27 protein-coding genes, 1 tRNA gene, 4 pseudogenes and 1 other annotated feature are annotated in these 25,637 nt (G+C 40.7%); of the genes and pseudogenes, 8 read left to right on the top strand and 24 right to left on the bottom strand.

Annotated elements, in window-relative coordinates:
- Nucleotides 1-4: 4 nt before the first annotated feature.
- The 10 genes from RVY80_RS00625 to RVY80_RS00670 form a co-directional block, all read right to left on the bottom strand.
- Nucleotides 5-313, bottom strand: coding sequence for a 4Fe-4S dicluster domain-containing protein (locus RVY80_RS00625; protein WP_295188774.1), 309 nt, complete (start codon nucleotides 311-313; stop codon nucleotides 5-7).
- Nucleotides 314-2,137: an adenylyl-sulfate reductase subunit alpha gene (locus RVY80_RS00630; protein WP_317329224.1), complete on the bottom strand. Its 1,824-nt coding sequence runs from the start codon at nucleotides 2,135-2,137 to the stop codon at nucleotides 314-316. It lies immediately after the preceding gene.
- Nucleotides 2,138-2,182: 45 nt separating this feature from the next.
- On the bottom strand, nucleotides 2,183-3,253 hold the full coding sequence (locus RVY80_RS00635; protein ID WP_295188780.1) for an ABC transporter ATP-binding protein: 1,071 nt from the start codon (nucleotides 3,251-3,253) through the stop codon (nucleotides 2,183-2,185).
- Complete coding sequence (locus RVY80_RS00640; RefSeq protein ID WP_295192949.1) at nucleotides 3,250-4,062, bottom strand: sulfate ABC transporter permease; 813 nt, start codon at nucleotides 4,060-4,062, stop codon at nucleotides 3,250-3,252. Before RVY80_RS00640 ends, RVY80_RS00635 begins: the two co-directional genes overlap by 4 nt.
- Nucleotides 4,063-4,165: 103 nt before the next feature.
- Nucleotides 4,166-4,999, bottom strand: a complete 834-nt coding sequence (gene cysT, locus RVY80_RS00645; RefSeq protein ID WP_295188786.1) for a sulfate ABC transporter permease subunit CysT — start codon at nucleotides 4,997-4,999, stop codon at nucleotides 4,166-4,168.
- Nucleotides 4,980-6,035 (bottom strand): sulfate ABC transporter substrate-binding protein, encoded by a 1,056-nt coding sequence (locus RVY80_RS00650; RefSeq protein WP_317329225.1) that lies wholly within the window; start codon nucleotides 6,033-6,035, stop codon nucleotides 4,980-4,982. Before RVY80_RS00650 ends, cysT begins: the two co-directional genes overlap by 20 nt.
- 110 nt (nucleotides 6,036-6,145) lie before the next feature.
- Nucleotides 6,146-6,355, bottom strand: a binding site (T-box leader).
- A 251-nt stretch (nucleotides 6,356-6,606) separates the two neighbouring features.
- The gene (locus tag RVY80_RS00655; protein ID WP_310746084.1) at nucleotides 6,607-6,771 is read right to left on the bottom strand and encodes a hypothetical protein; all 165 of its coding nucleotides are present in this window, start codon (nucleotides 6,769-6,771) and stop codon (nucleotides 6,607-6,609) included.
- A gap of 36 nt (nucleotides 6,772-6,807) precedes the next feature.
- Complete coding sequence (locus RVY80_RS00660; protein ID WP_317329227.1) at nucleotides 6,808-7,062, bottom strand: hypothetical protein; 255 nt, start codon at nucleotides 7,060-7,062, stop codon at nucleotides 6,808-6,810.
- On the bottom strand, nucleotides 7,035-7,724 hold the full coding sequence (locus tag RVY80_RS00665; RefSeq protein WP_317329229.1) for a hypothetical protein: 690 nt from the start codon (nucleotides 7,722-7,724) through the stop codon (nucleotides 7,035-7,037). The genes RVY80_RS00660 and RVY80_RS00665 overlap by 28 nt, the downstream gene beginning before the upstream one ends.
- Nucleotides 7,725-7,743: 19 nt before the next feature.
- Nucleotides 7,744-8,130: a dihydrofolate reductase family protein gene (locus RVY80_RS00670; protein WP_295188799.1), complete on the bottom strand. Its 387-nt coding sequence runs from the start codon at nucleotides 8,128-8,130 to the stop codon at nucleotides 7,744-7,746.
- A gap of 28 nt (nucleotides 8,131-8,158) precedes the next feature.
- Here RVY80_RS00670 and RVY80_RS10175 point away from each other — a divergent pair, with 28 nt between their 5' ends.
- Nucleotides 8,159-8,533: a DUF2806 domain-containing protein gene (locus tag RVY80_RS10175; RefSeq protein WP_411040684.1), complete on the top strand. Its 375-nt coding sequence runs from the start codon at nucleotides 8,159-8,161 to the stop codon at nucleotides 8,531-8,533.
- Nucleotides 8,534-8,756: 223 nt separating this feature from the next.
- Here the strand turns inward: RVY80_RS10175 and RVY80_RS00675 are convergent.
- From RVY80_RS00675 to RVY80_RS00690, 4 genes are all read right to left on the bottom strand, one after another.
- A tRNA-Ser gene (locus tag RVY80_RS00675) sits at nucleotides 8,757-8,848 on the bottom strand.
- A gap of 252 nt (nucleotides 8,849-9,100) precedes the next feature.
- A complete protein-coding gene (locus tag RVY80_RS00680; protein WP_411040685.1) occupies nucleotides 9,101-9,838 on the bottom strand; it encodes a hypothetical protein in 738 nt (245 codons plus the stop codon).
- 6 nt (nucleotides 9,839-9,844) lie between these two features.
- Nucleotides 9,845-9,988, bottom strand: coding sequence for a hypothetical protein (locus RVY80_RS00685; RefSeq protein ID WP_317329231.1), 144 nt, complete (start codon nucleotides 9,986-9,988; stop codon nucleotides 9,845-9,847).
- A 153-nt stretch (nucleotides 9,989-10,141) separates the two neighbouring features.
- Entirely contained in the window at nucleotides 10,142-10,780 is a 639-nt protein-coding gene (locus tag RVY80_RS00690) for a hypothetical protein (protein ID WP_317329232.1), read from the bottom strand.
- Between the two features lie 110 nt (nucleotides 10,781-10,890).
- Here RVY80_RS00690 and RVY80_RS00695 point away from each other — a divergent pair.
- The 4 genes and pseudogenes from RVY80_RS00695 to RVY80_RS00710 all read left to right on the top strand — a co-directional run.
- Nucleotides 10,891-11,037: pseudogene (locus RVY80_RS00695) on the top strand (LysR family transcriptional regulator); the annotation flags it as partial.
- On the top strand, nucleotides 11,026-11,400 hold the full coding sequence (locus tag RVY80_RS00700) for a LysR substrate-binding domain-containing protein (RefSeq protein ID WP_411040686.1): 375 nt from the start codon (nucleotides 11,026-11,028) through the stop codon (nucleotides 11,398-11,400). The pseudogene RVY80_RS00695 and the gene RVY80_RS00700, both read left to right, overlap by 12 nt.
- Before the next feature lie 276 nt (nucleotides 11,401-11,676).
- On the top strand, nucleotides 11,677-12,453 hold the full coding sequence (locus tag RVY80_RS00705) for an SDR family NAD(P)-dependent oxidoreductase (protein ID WP_317329234.1): 777 nt from the start codon (nucleotides 11,677-11,679) through the stop codon (nucleotides 12,451-12,453).
- Nucleotides 12,454-12,544: 91 nt separating this feature from the next.
- The gene (locus RVY80_RS00710) at nucleotides 12,545-13,153 is read left to right on the top strand and encodes an NAD(P)H-dependent oxidoreductase (RefSeq protein ID WP_317329377.1); all 609 of its coding nucleotides are present in this window, start codon (nucleotides 12,545-12,547) and stop codon (nucleotides 13,151-13,153) included.
- Nucleotides 13,154-13,468: 315 nt separating this feature from the next.
- Here the strand turns inward: RVY80_RS00710 and RVY80_RS10180 are convergent.
- Together RVY80_RS10180 and RVY80_RS00715 are read right to left on the bottom strand one after the other, a co-directional pair.
- Nucleotides 13,469-13,540, bottom strand: a pseudogene (locus tag RVY80_RS10180) (hypothetical protein); the annotation flags it as partial.
- Nucleotides 13,507-14,028 (bottom strand): N-acetylmuramoyl-L-alanine amidase, encoded by a 522-nt coding sequence (locus RVY80_RS00715; RefSeq protein WP_317329236.1) that lies wholly within the window; start codon nucleotides 14,026-14,028, stop codon nucleotides 13,507-13,509. The gene RVY80_RS00715 and the pseudogene RVY80_RS10180, both read right to left, overlap by 34 nt.
- Before the next feature lie 228 nt (nucleotides 14,029-14,256).
- Here RVY80_RS00715 and RVY80_RS00720 point away from each other — a divergent pair, with 228 nt between their 5' ends.
- Nucleotides 14,257-15,603 (top strand): MATE family efflux transporter, encoded by a 1,347-nt coding sequence (locus RVY80_RS00720; RefSeq protein WP_317329238.1) that lies wholly within the window; start codon nucleotides 14,257-14,259, stop codon nucleotides 15,601-15,603.
- Between the two features lie 440 nt (nucleotides 15,604-16,043).
- Here the strand turns inward: RVY80_RS00720 and RVY80_RS00725 are convergent, their stop codons facing one another.
- The 3 genes from RVY80_RS00725 to RVY80_RS00735 all read right to left on the bottom strand — a co-directional run bounded on the left by RVY80_RS00725 (nucleotide 16,044) and on the right by RVY80_RS00735 (nucleotide 19,090).
- Nucleotides 16,044-17,003 carry a putative sulfate exporter family transporter gene (locus tag RVY80_RS00725; RefSeq protein ID WP_317329239.1) on the bottom strand — a complete coding sequence of 320 codons (960 nt, stop codon included), beginning with the start codon at nucleotides 17,001-17,003 and terminating at the stop codon, nucleotides 16,044-16,046.
- A gap of 127 nt (nucleotides 17,004-17,130) precedes the next feature.
- Entirely contained in the window at nucleotides 17,131-18,171 is a 1,041-nt protein-coding gene (mmuM, locus tag RVY80_RS00730) for a homocysteine S-methyltransferase (protein WP_317329241.1), read from the bottom strand.
- A 139-nt stretch (nucleotides 18,172-18,310) separates the two neighbouring features.
- Nucleotides 18,311-19,090 (bottom strand): basic amino acid ABC transporter substrate-binding protein, encoded by a 780-nt coding sequence (locus RVY80_RS00735; protein WP_295188823.1) that lies wholly within the window; start codon nucleotides 19,088-19,090, stop codon nucleotides 18,311-18,313.
- 379 nt (nucleotides 19,091-19,469) lie between these two features.
- Here RVY80_RS00735 and RVY80_RS00740 point away from each other — a divergent pair, with 379 nt between their 5' ends.
- Nucleotides 19,470-20,576 (top strand): DUF362 domain-containing protein, encoded by a 1,107-nt coding sequence (locus RVY80_RS00740; protein ID WP_317329242.1) that lies wholly within the window; start codon nucleotides 19,470-19,472, stop codon nucleotides 20,574-20,576.
- Between the two features lie 157 nt (nucleotides 20,577-20,733).
- On the opposite strand, the pseudogene RVY80_RS00745 reads toward RVY80_RS00740, so the two are convergent.
- A pseudogene (locus tag RVY80_RS00745) lies at nucleotides 20,734-22,223 on the bottom strand (OPT/YSL family transporter).
- On the opposite strand from RVY80_RS00745, the pseudogene pepT reads away from it, so the two are divergent.
- Nucleotides 22,210-22,896 (top strand): annotated as a pseudogene (pepT, locus tag RVY80_RS00750) (peptidase T); the annotation flags it as partial. The pseudogenes RVY80_RS00745 and pepT overlap by 14 nt on opposite strands.
- A gap of 78 nt (nucleotides 22,897-22,974) precedes the next feature.
- Here the strand turns inward: pepT and RVY80_RS00755 are convergent.
- From RVY80_RS00755 to RVY80_RS00770, 4 genes are all read right to left on the bottom strand, one after another.
- The gene (locus RVY80_RS00755) at nucleotides 22,975-23,157 is read right to left on the bottom strand and encodes a DapH/DapD/GlmU-related protein (RefSeq protein WP_317329243.1); all 183 of its coding nucleotides are present in this window, start codon (nucleotides 23,155-23,157) and stop codon (nucleotides 22,975-22,977) included.
- Nucleotides 23,158-23,223: 66 nt separating this feature from the next.
- Complete coding sequence (locus RVY80_RS00760; RefSeq protein ID WP_317329244.1) at nucleotides 23,224-23,715, bottom strand: GNAT family N-acetyltransferase; 492 nt, start codon at nucleotides 23,713-23,715, stop codon at nucleotides 23,224-23,226.
- Between the two features lie 11 nt (nucleotides 23,716-23,726).
- Complete coding sequence (locus RVY80_RS00765) at nucleotides 23,727-24,893, bottom strand: iron-containing alcohol dehydrogenase (protein ID WP_317329245.1); 1,167 nt, start codon at nucleotides 24,891-24,893, stop codon at nucleotides 23,727-23,729.
- A 49-nt stretch (nucleotides 24,894-24,942) separates the two neighbouring features.
- Nucleotides 24,943-25,587 (bottom strand): DUF4405 domain-containing protein, encoded by a 645-nt coding sequence (locus RVY80_RS00770; RefSeq protein WP_310746219.1) that lies wholly within the window; start codon nucleotides 25,585-25,587, stop codon nucleotides 24,943-24,945.
- Nucleotides 25,588-25,637: the final 50 nt, after the last annotated feature.

Consider the following 25,637-nt stretch of genomic DNA (forward strand, 5'->3'; position numbering starts at 1 on the left):
ACTATCAATAGTTATTTGATTGATTCTTTTGTATTTCTATCGTCTTTGTCTGTCCCTCAACAGATTGGAATGTCCATGTTAATATATCGCCACTATCTTTGGCATATAACAGACCGCCTCTGCCACCCGCATCAGCGCCTGTATAGAGGGCAATGGCCTGCACTGGGCATTCCTTGATACACGCCGTACAAGACCAACAGGCTCGAGGCTCACGGCTAGTCGATTTACCATTCTTCATCACTAGTAAATTGCCGGGACATACTTTCGTACATTTTGTGCAACCAATACAGGTTTGTTCATCAATATGTATCATTTATATCCCTCCTTTTACCGATGGGTGATTTACACCTATTACCGATAGTTGATCTACACCTTTTGCTGATAGCTGTCCATTCGCTTCAACTAACGGTCGTTTTAGAATGGCTATATCGCCATCACGATATACCGAATTAATATAACAATTGAATTCATCATTTAATTCAGGATATTCTACATATTCACCATATCCAGGCCAACGTGTTTCTTTACGCGCTTTCAAATGAGCAATCAGTGTTTTACATACTAACAAGCGATCTTTTAATTCCATGTATTTCATCACGCCGTACATATCTTCGGCGCCAACTTGATTGAGTAAAGATTCAATGCCGTCTATTTCTCGTAATGCCATATCCAAGCTGCGTTCCGTGTATCGATATACCGTGCCGATACCGCCTGCATGGGCGTCCATCGCCGTTTGCATGGCTTCCTCTAATTCGTCAATGGAATATAGACCTGCGTTTTTAGTATTCAATAGGCGCTGACATTCACCATATAATGCGGCGCCTTCTGGTGAAAGTTCCTGTTGAGCAATTACCTCGTCACCCAAATTCTTTTTCTCTGCACCTTGTTGCAGAGAACCTTGTTCTTGTGTACTATGCTGATTTAAAACACCTTTTTCTTTGCCACGAGCTGCCAAGTCACGAGCCACGGTTTCTGCCACAATTTCGCCTTCACTAAAGCAACCCGTCACATATTTCTGAGGGGCCCCACCGGCTACATCACCAGCCGCATAGAGTCCAGGAATGGTAGTGGATCTATCTGTATGAATCCAATATCCGCTAGCTGTATGACCACCTACGATATATGGTTCTGAACCTTCGATTTCAACATCTTGTTCATTAGGACCTCGCCCCGTTTCCATCCACTTTAAGGACTGCATAGGCGCCATGTTTAGATAGGCTTTCAACAAGGAATCCTCTGCCTCTTGCCCAATACCGGTAGTTTGCAAATAACAAGGTCCATGTCCGGCCATCACCTCTGCATTTACCGCATAGACCCGCTCGTACGTTGTATTACCATATTTATATTGGTATTGCTCGCCTAGGGCATTCACTTGCTCGGCCCCAACACCTTGTGCTAGTGTACCAGTTGGTGCGATAGTGTCCTTGCAACGAAGTGCAACAAATCGCATTTCAAAGGTAGTCATCTCCGCGCCAGCACGTAATCCCATAGCATACCCAGCGCCCGTATTAAATGGACTGTACCACATGGTGTGACGGGAACTGCCTGGTTGATTTGGCCGATAGAGACCAGAGGCACCTCCAGTACAGCAAATCGTAGCATTCGCGTGAATCTCAACAAGGCTATCCATCTCAATATTGATGCCGACGGCGCCAATAACGCGATTATGTTCCAACATATAATCCGTCATCGTCACCCGTTCCAAAACTTGAATATTCTTAGCCTGTCTCACAGCCTTCGCTAAAATAGGTTTTATATTTTCTCCATTAATTTTGATATTTCGATTGCCTCTGCCTACATAGTCACCATGCTCATCTTTCAAAATGACGAGACCTAATTGTTCCATATCTTGGGTGACGTGGTTTAATCGTTCGCTCATGGTCAACAGGAGATCTGGTCGAACGATACCATGACCATCCTTTATGGCATAGTCCACATAATTTTGAGGTGTTTGACCCTTTGTAATATACGCATTCAATGCGTTGACCCCAGCCGCTAGACAACCACTACGCTCTATGGGTGCTTTATCCACCAGTAGGATATTCATATCTGGGTTTAATCGACTCAGAGAAATTGCTGCATAACACCCAGCGGCACCGCCCCCAATGATGAGGGCATCGCATATATATCGTTTCATCTCCATATCCAGTCCTTACTCAATGTATACTTACACTGCATCTATCTAAATAATTACATAATTATCTGCCGACCTTGCACTGTTCTCGAGAATCGTTGCGCCATCGTCATTAAATTCACAAATATAATGAATACAGAGGTATACCTCATCTCCAACTGTTAGAGGATCCTTATCTAAGCTCCAGGTACCTCTTAGCAGTTCACCAGCTACGTCGATTTCTACCTCTAACATGCGACCTCTGAAATATACGCCCCGCACAATGCCTTTATCGGCTGACACCGGCATAGATAATTCACTTTGTTTCTTGGCCAGTTCAATAAACTCAGGCCGTATGATTCCTTCCCTATTCGCATGCGCCTCTTGGTGAAAGCCTCTAAATTTAGCGACATTACTCACTTTCGCATGTTCACCAATGAATTGTGCTACAAATGGAGTTTTAGGATTACGGTAAATATCTGTAGGCGTTCCCATTTGCTCTACGCGACCTTTATTCATGACGATAATATCATCGGCCACCTCAACGGCTTCATCTTGGTCATGGGTCACAAAAATACTTGTAATTCCCAACTGAGAGATGGTCTGCCGCAACCATTGACGCAAATCCTTGCGAACCTTAGCATCAATAGCGGCAAATGGTTCGTCTAATAATAATAGATCTGGTTGCGGTGCCAAAGCCCTAGCAAAGGCCACCCGTTGACGTTGACCGCCAGATAATTTCATAGGGTATGCATTCGCCTGTGCAGATAATCCAATGAGATCTATCATGTCGGCTACACGAGAAGTAATCGTTTTGCTATCATAATTTTTTAGTTTCATCCCAAAGGCGATATTTTCAGCCACCGTCATATGCTTGAACAACGCATAATTTTGGAATACGAATCCGATGCCACGCTCACCAGGCGGTACATCATTAACACGTTTTCGGCCGATGAGGATATCCCCAGAATCGGGTGTTTCTAAGCCTGCAATCATGCGAAGCATAGTTGTTTTACCACTACCACTTGGTCCAAGGATGCCTACCAAGCGCCCTGGTGCAATACCAAAGTTAATATGATTAGAGGCTAGAAAATCTCCATAAGATTTTACGAGTTCTCGACATTCTACTTCATAACTCATTCTTGGAGCCTCCTTTCACCAATCCACTCTAATATATTTCTAATGATTAATAAGATAATGGATGCCATCACTAGCACCGATGCCACTGCAAAGGCAGCCGTAAAATTGTATTCGTTATATAACAGTTCCACATGCAGTGGTAATGTGTTCGTACGCCCTCGAATATGTCCAGAAATGACTGACACAGCACCGAACTCGCCCATTGCCCTTGATGAAGCTAGGACAATGCCATACATGAGGGCAAATCGGATATTGGGGAATGTTACATTCCAAAATATGGTCCACCAACTGGCCCCCATCAATGTGGCCGCTTCTTCTTCGCTACGGCTTTGGACTTTCATCAACGGAACGAGTTCTTGTACGATAAAAGGAATTGTCACAAAGATGACCGCAATGGTGACGCCGATGATGGAGAACACTACGGAAATATCATAGTCTCGCAATATCGTGTACAGTGGGCTCTGACGACCATACATCAAGATCAACATCAAACCGATAATGACTGGGGATATAGCCAGTGGCAATTGAATTAAGGATTCAAATACGATTTTTCCTTTGAAATCAAATTTCGTAATGGCCCATGCGGCTAAGATACTAAATATAGAATTTAGCGTTATCGCTACAACCACCGTGAATATGGTGAGATAAATGGCCTTTTGTGCATAAGGTTCTTGTAATGATGCCCAATACACGGCTACGCCTTGTTTCAGCGCCTCTATCATAACGACGGCTAGGGGCGCCACCAACATAACCGCTAAAAATACCGTGGCTATCGTAATTAAAATTATTTTTGTCATGCGTTCATTCACGAGTAACCACCTCTCATTCCTTCTCAATCAAACTAATGTAAACTAGTGTATTATCAATGTTCTGCGTAACTGCCATTCATATGCATTTCGTAACTTTCACCTATCAGGCCCCTCGCAGCTGATACACATGTCGTTGATACAAATTGATAGCCGCTAATGAAAGAAACGAAAACACCAACAGCACCAACGCAATGGCAACCGCTGCATCATAATCATAAGCCTCTAGTTGGTTCATAATTAATAATGGCGCAATCTCTGTTTTAAAAGGTAAGTTACCAGAGATGAATACGACGCTACCGTATTCCCCCACACCTCTAGCAAAAGCCAAGCCTGCGCCCAACAAAATAGATGGATAAATTTCTGGCAAAATGATAGAGGTGAATCGTTTCCAACCATTCGCGCCCATCACCAACGCCGCCTCCTCATATTGTTCATCAAATTCATGGAGCACCGGTTCTACCGTCCGAGTCACAAACGGTATGCCCACAAACACCAAGGCAATGATAATGCCAATTTCAGAAAAGGCCGTCTCGATGCCTAGGGAATAAAAGAATTGACCAAACCAACCGGACTCGGCATATAACGATGTAAGGGCAATCCCCGCCACCGCCGTAGGCAATGCAAAAGGTAGATCCACGAGCCCCGCCATAATGCGCCGACCTGGAAACCGATACCTCACTAGCACCCATGCTAAGATGGTTCCCATAATGGCATTCACTATGGCTGCAATCAAGGATGTGCCGAAGGTAATGACATAAGCATGGATAACGCGTTCACTGACGATAGTATCAATGAATTTATTCAGCCCCATGCCTGTGGCATCAATTAAAAATATGGCCACCGGAATCAATACAATGAGGGATAGATACAACATGGACACCGTCAGGCTGATGGTAAATCCAGGTATCACTGATGTGTTACAATTCATAAATTTCATCAAATGTCCCTCCTTCACTAAAATGAACTTGCTGTGCTGCACTCCAGCCACCAAAACTATCAATTGTCACAGTATTAGCTGGTTTGAATTTCTGATTATATTCTTTTAAAATATCTTGATTAATAGGACGGTAATTGTGTTCTGCAATCACCCGCTGTCCCTCATCGGAGTAGAGATATTGAATATAGCCTTGTGCAATATCTCTGGTGTGTTTGCGATCCACCACCTCATCTACAACCACCACTGGCAAATCGGTTCGCATCGTAATGGATGGAATTATCATTTCATATTCGCCAGGATAATCGTGCATGATGAGCAGTGCTTCGTTTTCCCAACCAATCAATACATCACCTTGTTTGCGATTTACGAAACTCGTTGTAGAATCACGTGAGCCAGAATCCAATACCTTTACATGTCCATAGACGGATTTGATGAAAGTTTTAATGTCCGCCTCATTACCTTGATATCGTTCTCTGCCATAGGCCCAAACGCTCAAGTAAATCCACCGAGCAGCACCAGAGGTTTTAGGATTCGGTACGACAATGGATACATCATCATGAGCCAAATCATTCCAATCTTGAATATGCTTTGGATTATCCTTTCGCACAAGAAAGACTACCAACGAGGTATATGGTACGGACTGATTAGGAAATCGGTCTCGCCATTCTTGATTGATGAGTCCGGTGTTAGCTACCTTATCCACATCGTAGGCGAGTGCTAAACTCAACACATCCGCATCTAGTCCCTCCATAACAGCTCGTGCCTGTTTACCAGAACCACCATTGGATTGACTAAACTCTAATGTTTCGCCTGTAGTATTTTCCCAATAGGTACCAAATTTTTGATTATAATCTGTGTATAATTCACGAGTCGGATCATAGGATACATTCAAAATATTATGACGTTCTTGATAGCTAGCATTCACTATGTAATTACCAATGGCAGCCACGGCCACCACACATAGCGCGCCTATAATAATAGACTTACTGTGACGTCGTAACCAACCATTCACATGTGAAGATCTTTTGTTATTCATATGTATCCCCCTTTCCATTAACCTATTATTTTTAAAGGATTAAACCAATACGCTATATACACTGTTAAGGTAGGAATAAAAAAGAGTAAAAAAAAATAGGGCCACCCCACCTCAGAGGCAGTGTCCCGCGATTCCACTCTGTTCCTAGATACCTATCTAGCTCATAATCCCATAACGGAGGATTCCGAATCAGCCTACTATTAGTTCTGCTGATTAACTCACGAATGCATTCCTAAAATTCCTATTCAATAAATTTCCAGCCTAGATTTATCTCTCTGTAGAACGGATATTAAAGTACTAATTTCGATCGTCGTCATTCTCAAATTCATGTAGTTGTTTTGATGTTTGTAATTCTACAGCAGACATTTATCTCTGTCAACAAGAAATCTATAGATTTTCAAAATTTCATATAATTCAGTAAACTCCTTAATTCAGCAGAGATTAAGGTATTTTAAATGTGATATCAATCACATAGTTTTGTTTTTATATAATGGACTTTTTATAGTTCGATTCTTCTTAATATCATGATGAAAGCCCCGAATGAGCCTTCGGGGCTTTGCTGATTTCTGTATTATTTTTTCCTGTGATCTATCTGCTCTAACAAATTTGGCCATTGCAGCCAATTATGCGTTTCACCAGTTTCAGAGTTTTGTACAGATACACTCATGGTGATATCTCGCATAATCTGTTCGTATTCAGGATGGTATTCTTTCGTATCAAATCCAATTCGATGCATATAAGTCTGATTCGCCACATAAATATCTAAATAACGTCAATAAATTTCTGTTTTACGACCTGTATAGCTAATATATGTACCAACTAGGTTGTTTGCAAAAACAATTTCAGCTTTATCCATAGGCCGTTTCTCTTCTAAAAATTTATCCATCATTCTAGCATATAGATAGATTGGATAATCATTGCGATAATCTACTTTAAAGTGATTGTCATTTAATCTAACCATAAACAAATCTGTATCAGGGTGCTTCGGATTTGCATAGATTATGATACGAACACCTTTTTCATCCACTGTATCCGATACAAATTTAAAATCATTCGTACACGATAATTTAATCCACCCATACTTTCAGGGCGAGAATAGGCATCCACATAAGAAACCTCTCTAAAGGATGGTAATATATCATTACATTGTTTCTCAGGATATACATATAAATCCCACACTGGCTTTTCTGGACCTGACTTGATTAATTTCCCCGCTGTTATTGTGCGAGTAAAACCTCTAGGATCATTATCATATTTATGAACCTGTTTCTCGTAACCTACATCAAATAACTCCTTGTCAGTAAGACTTTCAAAAGGTTTATCAAAATATGGATGTCCCACCTTGTAATCCTCAGCATTTTTAGTTTCAATCACATAACGCAAGCCATCCACCTGTACCGCACTCACAGTTTTTATTGTATGGCCTGTTTCTTTATTTACATAGTTTCTCGTATGAATTGATGCAGGCACCTTAGAGATATTTACAATATAATTACTCGATTCATTGCGCTGCAAAATAACCGTATCGGTCTCTCCCACGATATTATGGAAACCCTGTACATTTAGCGTTTTATATTGCCAATCCTTTTCAGCAGTCTGTGGATCACGGCCGGGTATATCTGCTAGGGATAGTGAAAATGAGCTCATTAAGGTGCCTAGTATTGCTAATGCTAGTAGTGATTTTTTCATATGTGACCCCAACATTACCTCAGCTATTTGCCTTAATCATTTCTTGTACTGCTTGATATTCTTCATCCTTATCGAAGTCATGAGCACTCTTAGCACCTACATTAAAGCGCATCCAGATTTTTTTGTCTGGCATCAATTCAATATGCGTTGGATCAAAGATGATAGGTTGGTCATCAGTTAATCCCTCTTTAGCAAGGAATAGTGGTTGTGTTGTAGAACAGCCATCAGCAGCGGGTGCCATCAAGAGGCTCATTTCATCAACTAAACCTTTTTGCATGAAGCTCCAGTTAATAACTGCGCCACCACCAAGCATCATAGTATTAACCTTCAATAGATCTTTTGCTTTTTGGCATACCAATTCTTCGTCAATAAAGGAGGCCCTATTATTAGAAACATTTTCTACCAAGGTTCTTCATACTGCTAACCATCATTTCATTCCTCACTCAAAAAGTTATTTTGAAAATTTACGCATTGAATATACGGATATACTACAACTCACAGACTATGGAATAATCTCAGCACTAGCCGATTCTTCATTGACCTTAGATGTTGAATGCAACTATAGTATACTTTGCCAGAACAATCAAAAATGTCTTTCAATAAAATCTACAACTGATACTTCGACAACACTATATCTTCCTATCTATCTACTATCAAAATTTGGAGCGGAATTAATCTCTATTATTAATCAAGGTTCCTCAAATGAAGCCCTAAATTATTTTGCTATGGAGATAAAAACTACCAATCCCGATATTGAAACTGATGTCCGTAATTTGGTAGAAATTTCAATAGAACCTATTAACAACTAAAAATTTAAACGGCAACCTTTAAATTTTTCGCCTAATAATAAGCGGATTATTTAAGAGTGCCGTTTGGTGATTTATATGATTATTTTTAGGGGGCATTTAGGGGGCAACCTACATGCTTATAAAAGAAAAAATCTGAAACGCTTCAATCTTACCAACCGCATATTTACTAAATAAACGTGCAGTTAGAAAAATGATGAAACATTTCAGATTTCTCTAAAAAATATGGCGGAGAGCCAGGGATTTGAACCCTGGGTACGGAGTTCACCGCACACATGATTTCCAATCATGCTCCTTAAGCCACTCGGACAGCTCTCCAGGTTGACCTGTTAATAGGTACTTAGTTAGTATACGAAAAGTCATTTTAATTGTCAAGAACTTTACAATTAATTCCTCAAAAATTTTTGTCTAAAATTCCTGACCATCGGCTGAAAAAGAAATAGTTATGTACTTGGACACATGATTTCCAATCATGTGTCCAAGTACACTGCTAATACAAATACATTGTTATAGAGATCACTAATTTACTTTCACTAAACAAATACTATATAGTATAGTCGTTTCACTAGATTAACCAGTCACTCTAGATAAGCAATTTTCCATCGCCTCTACAGTATCACCTTGACTGCGCATATCATAGTATTGTCCATCCTTTTCCAGTACAAAGGTTGGGAACGATTGGGCGCCTAATTCCATGGCACGTTTAAAATCAGGATGCATGGTAGTCGTTTTTTGTGCCTCTATAAAGGCAGTCTTGATTTGCCCACCATCTAAACCATATTTTGTGGCCACTTCTTCATAGAGTGTTACATCAGATAGACTTCGGCCTTGTTGGTAGAATGCATTTTGCAAATCCTGTGCTACATGAATCCATTGAGTCTGTGGCAATTGATCTCGCAATAAACCAAATCCGATGGCTGCATCTAGTGAATTCAATACTAAACTGCCATCTGTAATCAAGTTGTTATAGGCCGTGCCAAATTCAACGCTATACATTTGATGGATTTGTTCATTCGCTACCGCCATATGCGGGAAATCACCAATGCGATTGTTTTGTGTAAACAGTCCACCAGACACAATCTCTAATTCGATGTCTGGATGAGCATCTAAAAATGGCACGAGGTTGCTTTCAAAACCATACGGTTCTAAAAAATTATTCCCTATGCTTTCTTTCACCTGTTCCTGATGATACTGCGCCTCAAATTGATACATCACAGCCGCCATATGCTTGCAATTACAATTTTTAGCCGCATACGGACATGTGCAAGAATAGTTTACTGGACTACTATTCTGTGCATCTAACGTAATCTGAACTTAATACAGCTCACTACCTTTGCTTACAGCACTGATTGTATGATTCAGCTCATCAAACACACAGTCCTTTACATAATTTGTTATAAAATACCCACGGCCTCGCTCTAAAATAATCTCATCAAAATCATCTTCCCAATTAAACATATACACACCACCTAATACACACACATTAATTAAATAACACACTATGACAACACTCATTTTAAAGTATGCTTTACTTCATCAAAGTCATATCTTAAGCCATCATCATGTTTCATGGCATCACGTAATGCTTTTAAATCTTTTGCATCTTCATATTTATCTGAATACACAGTAAAAAGCTCCCCACTCAACATCCGTTCGTTCTTCTTCCTCTACGAGAATCTTGATCATCATACAATCATTATCCCGTGGATTCCAAAAACATCGTCCAGATTTTGAGTTATAGCGAAGCAATTCGTATTGCCCAAGTACATTTCTACTTTCACTAACGAGTGAGTTTCGAATACTAGCTATACCATCACCAGTCCGTATCGCCAACCATTTTGAAATTCCCTCTAGATAATCACCTATATAGGCATGACAACTAGCGATTAACGCATCTAACAAATGTTTCAAACGATTCCCCTTGTATAGGAGATTTTGACGTTTATTGGGTACCTTTAGCGACAATTCAATGCCATAAAATCCAGACTTTGACATATCTTGTTTTATAAATTCACCTTTCTCTATGGCCGACCAAAATCCGTGTACGCTATTACAAGAGGTAGCATAGTAAACATTAGACCATCGGCCCAGTGTCTCCCCTTCTTTCCAATGCATAGATGTTGTTGTGGGTGATATCATTTGATAGCACATATGATGATTCATTGTTGCTAGCTGCGATGCATCAACCTTATCAGTAGCGCTACATTGCACATTTTGAAAGCTTCGCTCCAATAAGATTCCGTTATACATTAATCCATCAAACGGTCTTGTTCCAACATTGTAGGTCAATATGTTTTCAATATCATAATTGATTTTCTCATGCACATCGCCATAACTGTAGCAAGCATAGAGAATACTTCCTCGTCATAGCTCACGAGGAAAATATAACACGTGCAGCAGGACTGTTGCACATCACGCAGCCGACGTTGTCGCGCCAACTAAAACAGCTTGAGGATGAGTTAGGTGTCGCCCTATTCACGCGTAGCAATCACAACATTCATCTCACGGCTGAGGGCCATTTGTTGCGCCATCGTGCGGAGGAAATGGTACAGCTGGCCGAGCAGACGAGGGCCGAGTTATTGCCTCAAACGGTGTTGGCTGGGCAAATTTCCATCGGTTGTGGCGAGCTCCGCAGCGTTCAGGAATTGTCGCAGCACATGCATAACTTTCAGCAGTTGCACCCGCAAGTGACATTTGATTTGTACACGGGCGACAACAGCAATATTCAGGACCGTCTCCATCAAGGCACACTCGACATGGGCCTGCTCCTCGAGCCGGTGGACCTCAGCAAATATAATTACATCCGCTCCATACCAAGGATTCGTGGGGTGCCCCTGGCATTCAATCTGAAATGGATATTCCAGATATGAAATTCCTACCGTTAGATCCGCCGCTAGAATTAACCTCTATCCTCGTATGGAAAGGACAGGTACCGCTTTCTCCATTGGTGAAAGCATTCATTGAGTATTTACAAGAACAATATTAGTTATTCAACAAATGTATTTCTACTTTCACAAACTAAGCATTATACATTTCTCTATTCCTCTCCTATAATGAACTCATCAGGTGAACAAAACACCGCGATATGCAAACAAATTCAGCATATTCATGTAACATAAATAGATTTATATCAGAGGAATACAACAATGACAGCTCCATCTACACAAACCACATTACAAACTCGTTTACAAAATAAAGTGGCTATCATCACAGGCGGCGGTTCTGGTATCGGCCAAGAGTTAGCATTGCGTTTGGCTAGCGAAGGCGTTCGCGTTCATATCCTAGGACGCTCTGGAGGCCCATTGCAAGAAACAGCAGCTATGCACGATAATATCCAATACTCCGTAGCCGATGTGGGTAATAGCGACGATTTAGCTAATGTCATCAAAACGGTAGAAAGCACATATGGTCAACTAGATATCGTCATCAACAACGCTAGTATGGCACCTGTGACACCGTTAGAACAACAAACTATGGAGGAAGTGAATCGTACATTCCGCGTCAATGTATACGGTGTCATCGATTTATCCCGCCAAGCATTACCATTACTCAAACAGTCCAAAGGTAACATCATTAACATCGGTTCTGCAGTAGCTGCTAATCCACCGGCTAATATGGCTGTTTATGCATCCAGCAAAGCAGCCGTTGTATCCCTTACCAAAGTATGGGCTAAAGAACTCGCAAAAGACGGAATCCGCGTTAACTCTATTTCTGTTGGTCCTATCTGGACACCTATTTACGAAAAAACGTCTTTATCCGAAGAAGAAAAGCGTGCCCATGAAGAAATCATCAATCGTATGGTCCCATTAGGACGCTTTGGCTCTGTTGATGAAGTCGCCTCTCTTGTAGCCTTTGTGGCATCTGATGAAGCGTCTTATGTAACCGGAGCTGATTTTGCCGTAGACGGTGGTTTCGGAATTTAATTAACTTTCACTATGGAGGAACACACACATGAAAAACGTATTAATCGTATCCGCACACGACACTGTAGTTGATTCTGTAGCTACAAAATAAATTCTTGAAGATTTACAACAAAATTTACCAAATGCCGTATTCGACGATTTGGATTCACAATACTCGAATTTTGAATATGACATCGAAGCAGAACAACAAAAATTAGTGGCTGCAGACATCATCGTATTGCAATTCCCATTCTACTGGCATTCCATGCCTGCATTGATGCAACGTTGGATGGAACAAGTATTCCAACATGGTTTCTCCCACGGTTCCACTGGCGAAGCATTAAAAAGCAAAACATTAGTAGCATCCTTTACAACTGGTGCCCCTGATTTCGCTTATGCTTACGACGGCATGATGAAATTCCCATTGGAAGATTACCTCGCGCCAATGAAGTCCACTTGTATTTTGACACAAATGAACTTCGGCGGTTTCATTGCCACTAGTGGCGTATCCTATAGCGACCGTAAACCAGAAAACGAAGCGGCCACACGTGCAAAACTAGAAGATCACACAGGCCTCATCATTGCCCAAGCGCAAAACTATGATGCTCTCGATGCGATTTTAAAAGAAGACGTATATTATCCAATCGGCGGTGCAAGCTATGAAACCACTGAATTCAAAGCCGTTATGATTGCAGATAATATTAAACAGTACCAAGCATAACCGACCTTGCTCTATTAAAATGGATATAATGAAAGCGCTGAATCCTTCAACCGAGATTCAGCGCTTCTTCGTTTCTATATACTCTTATGTATGTCCTAACAAAATTACAGCATTTGAATTCACTATATTCCTAGAACAATACAATTACATTTATTTACCACTCACCAAATGTAAATTAGCCAATTTCTGCTCAAACTCATGGCGAGTCATTTCAGCTTTCACATCAAGGCGCAAATCGGGCAACTCTTCATACAAATGCTCACCAGGACAAGTCGTATCATTATGATCGCGATGACCGCTGATGGCAGTGCTCGCATCGAGGTTATAAATGTCAGCTAACTCGGCTACGAGTTTTACAAGTGCATTATATTGCTCAGCCCCACGTATTCTTTTTCAAAGTTCCCGGCCATACAAATTCCGATAGTATGCAAATTATCCCCTTGTGCATGAGTTCCCACAACGCTCAATGGGCGACCACGTTCGATAGTACCGTCCTTGCGAATCACAAAATGATATCCAATGCCGGCCCAACCATTCTTCAAATGGGCTTTATGAATTGCTTGAGACGAAATATCTCCACTTGGAATCGCCACATGATGGATGACAATGCCATCCGTTTCAGGGCGTACCTTCAATGGTTCTTGGAACTTGTGATGCGGCTCAACGATCATCAAATATTCCTTCGGCGCCGTATCATTATTGGGGTCATACACCGGCAAATTTTCCATACCATCCTTCACGCTAGACACAACGGAATCCGGTGCATCTGTAACTGTGAAAGTTGGATTTTCTATACAAGGTTCCAATGGTGGCATTGTAGTCGGAATGACAAATTGATTTGTAGCAATATCCTCCGCCATAACTGGCATCACCATAGTAGATATTGTTAATACCCCCCCAATACCATGACTTTATATAATGTCTTCATTGTTTCTCCTTGCTCGCCAATCGTCTTTTGCAGCTTGGCTATAGTTGTAATGTATCTATTTATGTTACTATTAATCATAGAAATTGCAAAGGATTTTATTATAGTGAGATGAAAGTCTTCACTATATAATAAATCCTAACCAATTAAATTCTATTTTTTAATCATCGAGGCTCTCATGTCTATATTCACCCAACGCATAGATATGCTGCACGGCAGCTTATGGGACAAGTTAATATTATTTTCTCTCCCATTGGCATTTACAGCATTTCTAGAGCAACTCTTTAATATCGCCGACGTCATGATCCTCGGCCAGTATCTCGGCAAGGATGCGGTGGCCGCAGTGGGCACTAACTTTCCGCTCATTATCATGTTTATCTGCCTATTTATTGGGCTTTCGCTCGGCTCAAACGTAGTTATCGCCCAATGTATTGGGGCTAAGCGCCATCAAGAGGCAAATGATGCAGTTCACGCCTCATGGCTATTGGCTGTGATTTCTGGTTTTGCCCTCGCTATTTTAGGCCAATTCGTGACACAGCCATACCTAGATATATTGAAAGTTCCACCACATATCGCTTCATTATCCGACGCATACTTGCAAACCTATTTATGGTCCATGCCGGCTATTAGTTTGTATAATTTTGAAGCAGCAATGTTCCGAAGTCGTGGCGATACCCAAACCCCGCTCATTGGGTTGGCTCTTTCTGTTATTTTAAACTTTACCCTCAATATTTGGTTTGTACAAGCTTTCACCGACGGCGTATTTGGAGTGGCCCTTGCTACTGTTATTTCCATCAGTGTGTCTGCCCTTGTCCTATTAGTCAAACTTAAAAGAGCTCCTGACGTACTGCACTTGTCATTTCGAAAATTGCACATTCATCCACCATTGATGAAAGAAATCATACGCATCGGCTGGCCTGCTGCATTGCAAGGCATGGTATTTTGTATTTCTAATCTATTAATTCAAGAATCCATCAATCGCCTAGGTCCTGATGCGATGGCAGCATCGTCAATATCAACTAGTATTGAGCTCTGCGTATACTGCCTCATTAATGCTTTTGGGCAAGCTGGAACGACATTCATCAGCCAAAACTATGGCGCTCGTAATATATTACGTTGTTTAGAGATAACAAAGTGGGCCCTCATATTGAACCTCGTATTTACTACGGTGACCAGTATCCTTGTGCTGATTTTCGCCCATCAAATCATTTATGTATTTAACGATGATCCTAGCGTTGTTCATTTAACAATACAACGAATGTGGTTTGTCGTTCTATTAGAACCAATTCAAGCCATCATCGACGTTTATGCTGGTGCCATGCGTGGCTACGGCTTCTCTATGATGCCAGCCATGCTCACATTACTCGGTATTTGTGGCGTTCGAATCGTATGGTTATACACCATATTTGAATGGAATCCGACTTTTGAGTGGTTAATGGCGACGTATCCTGTCAGTTGGGGAGTTACTGGAGGGATGCTTGTAATATTGTATAAGTATTTCATTCGGCACCTGCCTAGGGAATAGAAGGCAGGTCTATCTACACAAAACCTGATGCTCTAATTATTAGATAGACCTAACTCGCATCCCACGGCATACTACCCCAAAAATACTTATACAATAAACGGGCGTCAGTCATATCTGAAATTTTAACATTGCGCCTAAGAGCTGGAGTTGAAATTTTAGATATGTCTGCTTTTTGTGTCCCTCTAGTATTCTATTAAATTAGCCACGAACCTCATAGCGACATCCAGAATTCCCCGAATACATAGGCCGACAAGAAATATCCAATGATGGTTACCAACGTTAGGACCGACATAAACGCCGCTGTCGTCCTCCATCCAATGGCCTTAATATCTTCAATCTTAGTATTAAACCCAATTCCTAAAAACGTTAAGGTAAAAAACCAATTCCTAATTATTTTCAATAAGCCTAGAACTTCGTTGTTAAATACTTTCCCTTGTTCACTAGGCAAAATATAAATAACAATAGAGCATAATATAAATAACAATAGAGCATAATATAGATGCCCCCAACAAACCAATAATAAATCTAGGGAATCGGTCCCATACTTTTCGTGCTAAAGATAAATTATTGTCCAACGACTCTTCAGCGTGAACTTTCACAATGGCCAATTTACTAGTATTGCTAATATCCAAAGCATTAGTTTTACCACGATACTGAGGACTCGTAGGTTCCCAATAACGAACTGCGATGATACCAACTAAAACTGTCCAAATCACAACGGACATATCACGGCCGATTACTTTTACCAATGTGTAGGATTGCATAGCTGAATCGGATCCAATAGCGGCCACTGTAGTAAAGCCCGCCACGGCAGCCACTGTAGAAGATCCTGCCCAAGCCCCCGCAATAGAATGGGGAATGCCGAAGTACTCAGTCATAGCCGTTTGTAGAAACAATAAGATAATAGATCCAATAATACACAGAGCAAACCCGGTACGAATGACACGTAATTTAGCCTTAGATGCCTCCGCACCAGCCACAATCCCCGTCACATTTCCCACCGCCATAGCCGTCGCTAAGGTAGCCACCAAGCGGCGTTCTATGCGAAAAACATAGATACCAATAAACATCATTAGCGCAAATCCAATAATCCCCACCAGTAAGGCTTGTACAACCGCAATAGGGCCAACAGACATAATCATGCTCATGGGCATGGTCGCACCCATCACCCCAAGCAAGACAAATAAGAGCAAGAAATAATAGCCTACGTGTGACTCTAGCAAGATTAGTAATTCATTAAACGTCGTCCATTTACGAATACTAATATCATTCACCCAGACTAGCAAATCTACACCTAAAAAATATAAAACTGTGGTACTCACAGCAAAACCCAAGGCGATAATCATGGCCCAACTATCCTCATGGTAAAGCCATTTTCGAACACCTGTCCTAAAACTCATTTTTCTCAACTACTCTCTATTTTCACCTATGACCTATTAGTCATAATTAAAGTCTACTGCCCGAAGTCCCCTATATTCATACAGTAGCTATTCCACACACGGTCGAATCTCAAATTATGTGGAATACTTATTTATGCGCCCACTCCGCAATACGTCCAATATTCTTAAGGCCCGTACGACAACAACCTCCGATAATTTGTGCCCCTGCTTCAGCCCATGTTTTTGCATATTGATCAAAAGCATCCGCCTCACCAAACCAAGTTTTATTCACATTATCATACAATTCCCCGGTGTTTGGATACACCACAATGGCTTTGTTTGTTTTTGCTTTAATATGACGAATCAATGACTCTACATATTTAGGTTGCGTACAGTTCACACCAATAGCCTGCACTGCATCAACTGTATCTAAAAATTCTGCACAATCCTCAATTAGATCTCCGCCACAAGTGTGTTCCTCATCAGCACAAGAGAATGAAATCCAAGCTGGAATATTTCTAGACACTAATTCATCCGATAATACCTCGGCTAATGCTCTAGCCTCCTGTAATGACGGTACGGTTTCACAAGCGAATACATCTGGTTGCTCCTCTGCAAACAAGGCAATACGTCCTTTGTGAAAGTCTACTAAAACATTATCTCCTACATTATAATCACCACGATATTCAGACCCATCCGCTAAAAAAGCACCATATGGCCCCACCGAAGCAGCTACAATTGGTGTAGCTAATTGACCGTTATCTAGCACATCAATAGCACTATAGGAATCCGTGCCATTGGGATCAGTGCAATTAGAATCACTATTATTAGACTCCACAGAGTTAGTCTTATGACCACTTGCTGCCACAAACTCATCACGGGCCGCTATAGCAGTGCGAACGGATAATTTTACAAGCTCAATAGCCTCACAATGAGAAAACCCTTTGTCTTGGAATCCTACTACTGTTGCTTGATAGCCGGAGCTTTCAATAATATCTGCACCAGCTGCCAAATAGGAATTATGTACCTTTTTTACAAGATCTGGTTGCTCAAATAAAACCTTTGCAGACCATAATGGATCATTTAAATTACAACCATAGGACTCTAATTCAGTAGCGAACGCCCCATCTAGGACAAGTTGTTTTTTACTAAGTACTGCATCTGTAAATTTGGATGTTATTGTTGCCATATAATGTACCTCGAATCATTCTTGTATTAATACTGACAAGAGGCCCACCTCACAGCGGGCCTTTTACCTTGTTTATAGTATCGTTCATTGTATATTCGCTAAACGAAATTTATATTACCTATGAACTATATGTATGTCATTATTTTTCTGTAGGTGGTTCTTTATCAAACCATTTTTTATAGATTTTTGCATACTCACCATTAGCTTTAATTTTGCCAAGGCCATCGTTGATTTTTTTCAATAATTCAGTGTTCCCTTTTTTCACAGCAATACCAAGTGGCGCGGCTTCATAATCTTCACCTACTACTTTAGCAATACCTTTACCCTTTGTATTTACATAGTATTCGTTTACTGGTGTATCATTGATTACTACATCAACACCACCATTCTGCAATTCAAGGAATGCATCTACGATATTATTGAATTCACGAATTTGAGCATTTGGAATTTTGCTTGCAATTTCAGAACCAGTAGAACCGATGGAAACACCAATTCGTTTACCTGGCAAATCAGAGAACGCTTTAATATCCGTGTTATCTAGATTTACTACGAGACCACTGCCAGCGATATAGTAGGAATTAGAGAAATCCACTTGTTTAGCACGTTCTTCAGAGATTGTCATATCTGAAATAGCAACATCTAATGTATTTGTTTGTAATGCTGGTAACAATGCATCAAAATTCAAATTTTGAACCTCTACCTTAAGGCCTTCTTCTTTTGCAATGGCTTTAATGATATCAATATCAAAGCCAGCTAGATCTCCAGTTTGTTGATCTTTAAAACCAAATGGTGCATAGGTAGCATCAGTACCTACTTTCAATACTTTTGAATTATCTGCAGATGTTCCGCAACCTGCCACTAACAATCCAAGTGCTAATGTGAGCACTCCTAATATCCATACTATACGTCTATTCTTCATCAAATTCCCTCCGTAATGATATCTCTATGTATCTCTCAAGTCGATTTCTCAACTAATGTACACTGTGTATCTCAACGCATGTACCATCGTATTAACTGGTCTAATTGTAACAGAGCATACCTTTGAGGTCAACAATTCCAACTACACTTGTAGGTTTTAATTCGTTATAAAAAAATCCTATAATCATTTCCCATGTTATAAAATAAGATTATAGAAATCAGGCATAAATGATAAGATGGTATTTTATGAGGCAATATGCCGCCTTACCAATCCTCTAAACTATAATAAATCATGTATAGAAAGTATTATTTGCTTTCACCAAAAAGAGTTATAATTATACTAGATTTAGTTGTATAATATAGAAAAGGAGGAAACTCCGATGAAACGTAGAGATTTTTTAAAATCTGCCGGCCTTGGCGCGGTAGGATTAATGGGGGCGAACATCTTGACTAAGACAACAAACGAACCAATCACAAATACAGCAGCTGCGGCTAGTAATGTAGCAAATCCAGTTCCAGGTACAGATGGCGACAAATATATTGCACCATCCGAACGTACTGGCAAAGAGTCTGTCGTATATTTCACACGTGACCTCTCCCCTGCAGGTCTTGTTAAAATCTATGATAAAATCAGCACTAATTTAACTGGCAAAATCGCAGTTAAATTACACACTGGCGAACAACATGGTCCTAACATCATTCCGGCACCATGGGTTAAGGAATTATTCGACCAAAAACTATCTAATGCCACAATTGTGGAAACGAATACATACTATGAAGGCGACCGCTATACAACAGAAGATCACCGTAAAACATTGGAAGTTAACGGTTGGACATTTTCACCCGTAGATATCATGGACGAAGATGGCACTGCTATGTTCCCATTAACAGGTGGCAAATGGTTCACGGAAATGTCCATGGGTAAAACGTTATCCAATTACGATTCCTTCTTGGCATTGACTCATTTCAAAGGTCACATGATGGGCGGTTTCGGCGGTTCCAATAAAAATATTGGTATCGGTAATGCAGATGGTCACATTGGTAAAAAAATGATTCATAGCCGAAATAGCCAATGGGATATTGCTGAAGAAGAATTGATGGAACGCATCAGCGAATCCACTAAGGCTACGCTTGAACATTTCGGCGATAACATTTCCTATATCAACGTAATGCGCAATATGTCCGTTTCTTGTGACTGTGAAGGCGTAAATGCTCAACCAGTGGTAACACCAAACGTAGGCATCTTGGGTTCCACAGACATCTTAGCTATCGATCAAGCATCTGTTGACCTAGTATTCGCTATGAAAGAATCGGATAATCACGATTTGAAAGAACGCATGATTAGTCGTCACGGTCTTCGTCAATTATCCTATATGAAAGAATTAGGCATGGGTAATGATCGTTATATCTTACTTGATATCGATAATAACGATGCGCCTATTTCCCTTGCTGACGCGGTGAAAGATGTAAAACCATTCACAAAATAATAGCATATGCACATCATTTGGATGCTAACCACTCCCTTATAGAAAGAGCCCACTAGCCCACTAATAGATATATTAGTGGGCTCTTTTTGAATACTCAGTATTTTAAAATATATTAGATTATGAAGACTGCCAACATATGGAGAAAATAGGCTCTATATTACGCTTTAGCAACGACTTTTTTTGCTTTTACTTTCATAGAAAATTTATACATGTAACCGCAAAGGAAAATGTACATTACCATACCTAAGTAGGTAGCACCTGGAGTTTCAACCCATTCACCAAGGAACCAGTCAACACCAGCGATACGAAGGATGGCACTGATTAAGGAACCGATAGCACCACCGGCTACTAAACCGGAATCGATAGTACCGCCTTCGCTCATGCGTAGACGGTTAGTGTCTTCGTCGTCGCTGCTTGTGGATACTAAGTAGTTAATCAAACCGCCAACAAGAACTGGCATGTTGATTTCCATTGGTAAGTACGCACCAAGAGCAAATGCCAAAGGTGGAACTTTTACCATCCATAATACGATAGCGAAGAAAGCACCAGCCATATATAGAGGCCAAGGAGCATCGCCACCGGACATCAATGGTTCAACGATAGCGGCCATAGCGTTCGCTTGAGGAGCATTCAACGCGCCTTCGCCAACGAAGCCGTATGCACGTTAAGCAATACCAAAACGCCTACGGAAACTACTGCGGACAATACGCAACCAACGGCTTGCCATTTTTGCATTTTCGCAGGTGTCGCACCTGTGAGGTACGCTACTTTCAATTCGGCCATGAAATTACCAGCCACGCCGATACCAATGTGACGAACATAGCCAAGGAATACGGCACGAACTGGTGCATCAGCCAACAAGATTCCTTGACCTTTCACAACCATTGGGAAGTCGCCGCCCATGTAGTACACGATAGGAATCGCGATGAACCAAGAGAAGAAAGAACCTGCTGCGATAATCGCTGCATAACGTAAACCAGTGAAGTAACCAATGCCTAATAAAGCCGCATCACTATCAAGGGACATAGCTAGTTTGAATTTAGATTGGATGGCTTGGCCCCAGCTAAATGTTGTTGTACTGATAACCTCTTGCCACCACCCTAATGTATTTAATACAAAGTCATAAGCCATACCGATTAAACCACTAGCGATCATCAATTTAGCTTTGCTACCTTCGCTACTAAGCAATACTTCGGCAGCCGCACGGCCGGATGGATATGGATACACATAGTGCATTTCCTCGCAAAAATAACGACGGAACATGACGGAGAAGAATACACCTAATACACCACCTAATAAAATAGGTACAATCATTTCAAATGCAGAGACACCTTGAATATTCAAGATATATAATGCCGGTAAAATAAACATACTACCACATAAAGAGCTAGTACCAGAACTAGCAATAGCTTGAATGTGAACTGTTTCTGCAAATGCATTTTTACAATGGAAAATAATAGCTATCCCCATTGATAAAATGGATACTGGTGCAAAGGCATCTACTGTTTGACCAATTTTCAAACATAAATAGCCTACTGCTAATGAAAAGATAGCTTCAAAGAATAAGCCCCAGAATACTACGTATCCATTAATTTCCTTATACTCCTTATGAGGGTCCAACACGGGCTCTGCTGTCGGTGCGGACAAATTCGATGTATCAAAATTCCCTGTGGACTATGCCTACACTATCGATGGTGAAAGCCTCGGCCAACTCGAATATGAAACATTTAACGCTGCTAGCGGCACCGTAATGTTAAAAGGCGTTTCCGTTCATACTGGCACAGCAAAAGATATCATGATCAACTGTGGTAAACTCGCAATGCAATTTGATGCCATGCTCCCTGGTGCTGCCGTTCCTGAACACACACATAATCGCGAAGGTTTCTTTATGCTCATGAGCATGGAAACACAAGTGGATACTGGTCGCATGAATTACATTATCCGTGACCACGACAAACAATTATTCGAAGCTAAGAAAACATTTTTTGAACAAGCTGGTCGCACTTTGAATGAAATCTACGGCCGTGAAGTTGTAGAAGTTATCGTAAAAGACCAATACTATAACATGTACGATGTCATCAAAGATCGTATGGAATGCGTGAACGTAGCGAAAGCCGCGATGAAAAAAGCTGGCATCGAACCAGATTGCAAGCCAATCCGTGGCGGCACTGATGGTTCTAAAATTTCCTTCATGGGTATTCCTACACCAAATATCTTTGCCGGCGTAGAAAATCTACATGGCCGTCATGAATTCGCATGCATAGACGATATGAAAAAAGCTGTTGAAATTATAGTAAACATTGCGAATGTAGAAAAATAAGTTTCATCACTTCCCAATCTACTATAAAAAAGACTCCATCTCGGATATATTCCGAAATGGAGTCTTTCTCTGTCTATGCTACAGTTGTTTAAGCACCCTCGCTGGCACCCCACCCACTACAACATTAGGTGGTACATCGGCACTCACTACGGCGCCAGCTGCAATGATGGAATTATCACCAATGGTAACACCTGGTAGCACCGTACAATTACCGCCTAACCACACATTATGGCCGATGGTAACAGGACTAGAGATAGCCATATAATACGTTTAACGTCCACCATTATAGTCATTCTATTTTTAACCATTCCATGTATACTAATTCTATTATTTTAGTGTTAGCACCATTTCATGCCATTGCACGCCGCCATGAGTAGAGTCGGAAATACCTTTATCTTTAAATCCAAAACTACAATAGAACGGAATCAAATGGTCCTTACATGTCAAAATGATAGATTCACGATTATGTTCTTTCGCTACGTCAATGTAAGCTTTCATTAATTTAGAGGCAATGCCTTGATGTTGTTCCTTGGGATCTGTAGCTAATCCAAAAATCATTTGATTAGGTGCTGCTTCGTCATGCAAATCATTAGAGGAATATAATTCATCAATCAAATGTGTTTCTTTTGTGACACAACCATTTACGTGGCCAACGATACGACCATCTTTTTCAGCTACTAGGTAGGATGTTTTAAAATCACGCAAACGGCGTTTCAAACTATCATACGTTGCGGCCTCAGCCTCAGGGAAACATTCACTTTCAATACGATTTACGTTTTCTAAATCATCTATTGTTGCAGGTCTAATGGTAATACTCATGGAACTACTCCTTATAAACTTGCGATCAAAATCTTTTCTATATCTTCTGGCGTCAATTCTATAAACCCTTTTAAAGTACCACCCTTAGCTGCATTCCTTGCCATGGCTTTAAAATCCTTATCGCTAATGCCTAAATCACTCAATTTACTATCTAGGCCCAAAGTATCAAAGAAGAATGTACTCAATGCAGCAATGGCTACTTTTGCACCATCTATGTCGTTCAAACTTTCATCAGTATTGAATAAATCTACGCCCATTTTTTTGATTTGAGGCGCTGTTTCATCAGTCAAAATATATGTTAACCAATGAGGAATAATTATAGCTAATCCGTGACCATGAGTAATATCATAATAGGCGGATAATTCATGCTCAATTTTATGGCATGTTGGAAAATCACCACTACGTCCGAGGAATCCATTTAGCGCCCAACTGGAAGCCCACATTAAATTAGCTCTAGCCTCATAGTTTGCTGGTTCTTTAAGGGCCAGCGGCGCATATTGAATAACGGTACTCAATACCTCTGTAGCCATGCGATGAATCATATCAAACTTAGGTTTCATTGTAAAGTACATCATATCAAACACATGAGCCATAATATCCACACTGCCACTAGCTGTTTGGTATGCATTCACAGTAAATGTATATTCCGGATTTAAAAAGGATACCTTTGGTTGCAATAAACTATGTCCAATCCCATATTTTTCATTAGTCTCTATATTACTGATGACACCTACAGGATCCATTTCAGAACCTGTAGCCGCTAATGTTAATACTGTCACGATAGGTAGAGCATTAGTCACAGCAGCCTTCCCAATCACCAAATCCCATGAATCACCATCATAGAAAGTAGCTGCTGCAATGGCCTTAGCACAATCGATAGTAGAGCCCCCACCTACAGCAAGGATCATATCAATACCTTCACGTTTACAAATATCGGCACCTTTATTAACTGTTGTATGACGCGGGTTAGGTTCTACCCCTGAAAGTTCAAATACTTCGGCCCCAACGTGCTCTAATTCGGCCATCACATCATCGTAGATACCATTAGCCTTTATTGAACCACCACCATAAACAAGCAATACTCTGGTGCCACAAGCGCCAACCTCTTCGCCTAAATGGCCCAATTGATCTTTACCGAAATAGATTTTTGTTGTATTTTGAAAGATGAAATCGTTCATGTTATGCCTCTTTTACGTTTCCCTTATGAGCTACTTTCACCATCAAAAATTACCCATTTCGACGCACGCCGAAGAGACGATAGAAAATAGCTGCCACTAAGATAAAGATAGAAAAATAGTTGAATAGGAATAGTAGTACTGGTTGGTCGAAATCAAAATATGCAAAGTCCGATATAAACGTTAAGTACATAAATAAGGATTCATACCAGAACGCATAGGCACCGTATAAACAAATCAATGCCACAATTCCCTGTAACCATATATTCTGAGATTGCAGTGCTCGTTTTAATACTGGCCATCGGCCGGTAATAACGGGTACATGTAATCCTACATGAGCCGCACAAATGATAAATACCCAATAGGCTGCATAGTGGTGAATCAATCGAATTGTTCCCATTTGTTTAAAGAATATCGTATTGGGAATAACATAATGGGACATACGGATGCCACTAATCATAGTGATAACAATCCCAATGGCTAGCGCGACATTCAGTAGAACTAAAACAAAACGCTGCACATTGTATTTGCCCTTAAATAGGGATTGCCACCAGGTTCTATTCTGTACTAAATGTACTAGCACCAATAGGCCCATAATGAGGCCTAAGGATTCATGAAATACACCAATGCCAATTAGTAGATTGGCCATCAATAGTAAGAGCACTACAATCAGTGCTACATGTAGATATCGTTTCATGGTGCTCCTTTCTAATATAATATAGTATATATCAGAAAACCCTTGTTAGC

The sequence above is a fragment of the Veillonella absiana genome (genome assembly GCF_032970865.1).
Classification (GTDB): domain Bacteria; phylum Bacillota; class Negativicutes; order Veillonellales; family Veillonellaceae; genus Veillonella; species Veillonella absiana.

Bases quoted from the DNA above. Each gene is read 5' to 3' on its own strand.
- RVY80_RS00735 (WP_295188823.1), bottom strand. From the start codon at position 19,090: ATGAAGAATAGACGTATAGTATGGATATTAGGAGTGCTCACATTAGCA.
- RVY80_RS00740 (WP_317329242.1), top strand. From the start codon at position 19,470: ATGAAACGTAGAGATTTTTTAAAATCTGCCGGCCTTGGCGCGGTAGGA.
- RVY80_RS00765 (WP_317329245.1), bottom strand. From the start codon at position 24,893: ATGAACGATTTCATCTTTCAAAATACAACAAAAATCTATTTCGGTAAA.
- mmuM (WP_317329241.1), bottom strand. From the start codon at position 18,171: ATGGCAACAATAACATCCAAATTTACAGATGCAGTACTTAGTAAAAAA.
- RVY80_RS00725 (WP_317329239.1), bottom strand. From the start codon at position 17,003: ATGAGTTTTAGGACAGGTGTTCGAAAATGGCTTTACCATGAGGATAGT.
- RVY80_RS00770 (WP_310746219.1), bottom strand. From the start codon at position 25,587: ATGAAACGATATCTACATGTAGCACTGATTGTAGTGCTCTTACTATTG.
- RVY80_RS00760 (WP_317329244.1), bottom strand. From the start codon at position 23,715: ATGAGTATTACCATTAGACCTGCAACAATAGATGATTTAGAAAACGTA.
- RVY80_RS00665 (WP_317329229.1), bottom strand. From the start codon at position 7,724: ATGAAAAAATCACTACTAGCATTAGCAATACTAGGCACCTTAATGAGC.
- RVY80_RS00625 (WP_295188774.1), bottom strand. From the start codon at position 313: ATGATACATATTGATGAACAAACCTGTATTGGTTGCACAAAATGTACG.
- RVY80_RS00715 (WP_317329236.1), bottom strand. From the start codon at position 14,028: ATGGTGATGCCAGTTATGGCGGAGGATATTGCTACAAATCAATTTGTC.
- RVY80_RS00655 (WP_310746084.1), bottom strand. From the start codon at position 6,771: ATGCATCGAATTGGATTTGATACGAAAGAATACCATCCTGAATACGAA.
- RVY80_RS00690 (WP_317329232.1), bottom strand. From the start codon at position 10,780: ATGTATAACGGAATCTTATTGGAGCGAAGCTTTCAAAATGTGCAATGT.
- RVY80_RS00720 (WP_317329238.1), top strand. From the start codon at position 14,257: ATGTCTATATTCACCCAACGCATAGATATGCTGCACGGCAGCTTATGG.
- RVY80_RS00635 (WP_295188780.1), bottom strand. From the start codon at position 3,253: ATGAGTTATGAAGTAGAATGTCGAGAACTCGTAAAATCTTATGGAGAT.
- RVY80_RS00685 (WP_317329231.1), bottom strand. From the start codon at position 9,988: ATGTTTAATTGGGAAGATGATTTTGATGAGATTATTTTAGAGCGAGGC.
- RVY80_RS00755 (WP_317329243.1), bottom strand. From the start codon at position 23,157: ATGGCTATCTCTAGTCCTGTTACCATCGGCCATAATGTGTGGTTAGGC.
- RVY80_RS00705 (WP_317329234.1), top strand. From the start codon at position 11,677: ATGACAGCTCCATCTACACAAACCACATTACAAACTCGTTTACAAAAT.
- RVY80_RS00650 (WP_317329225.1), bottom strand. From the start codon at position 6,035: ATGAATAACAAAAGATCTTCACATGTGAATGGTTGGTTACGACGTCAC.
- RVY80_RS00630 (WP_317329224.1), bottom strand. From the start codon at position 2,137: ATGAAACGATATATATGCGATGCCCTCATCATTGGGGGCGGTGCCGCT.
- cysT (WP_295188786.1), bottom strand. From the start codon at position 4,999: ATGAAATTTATGAATTGTAACACATCAGTGATACCTGGATTTACCATC.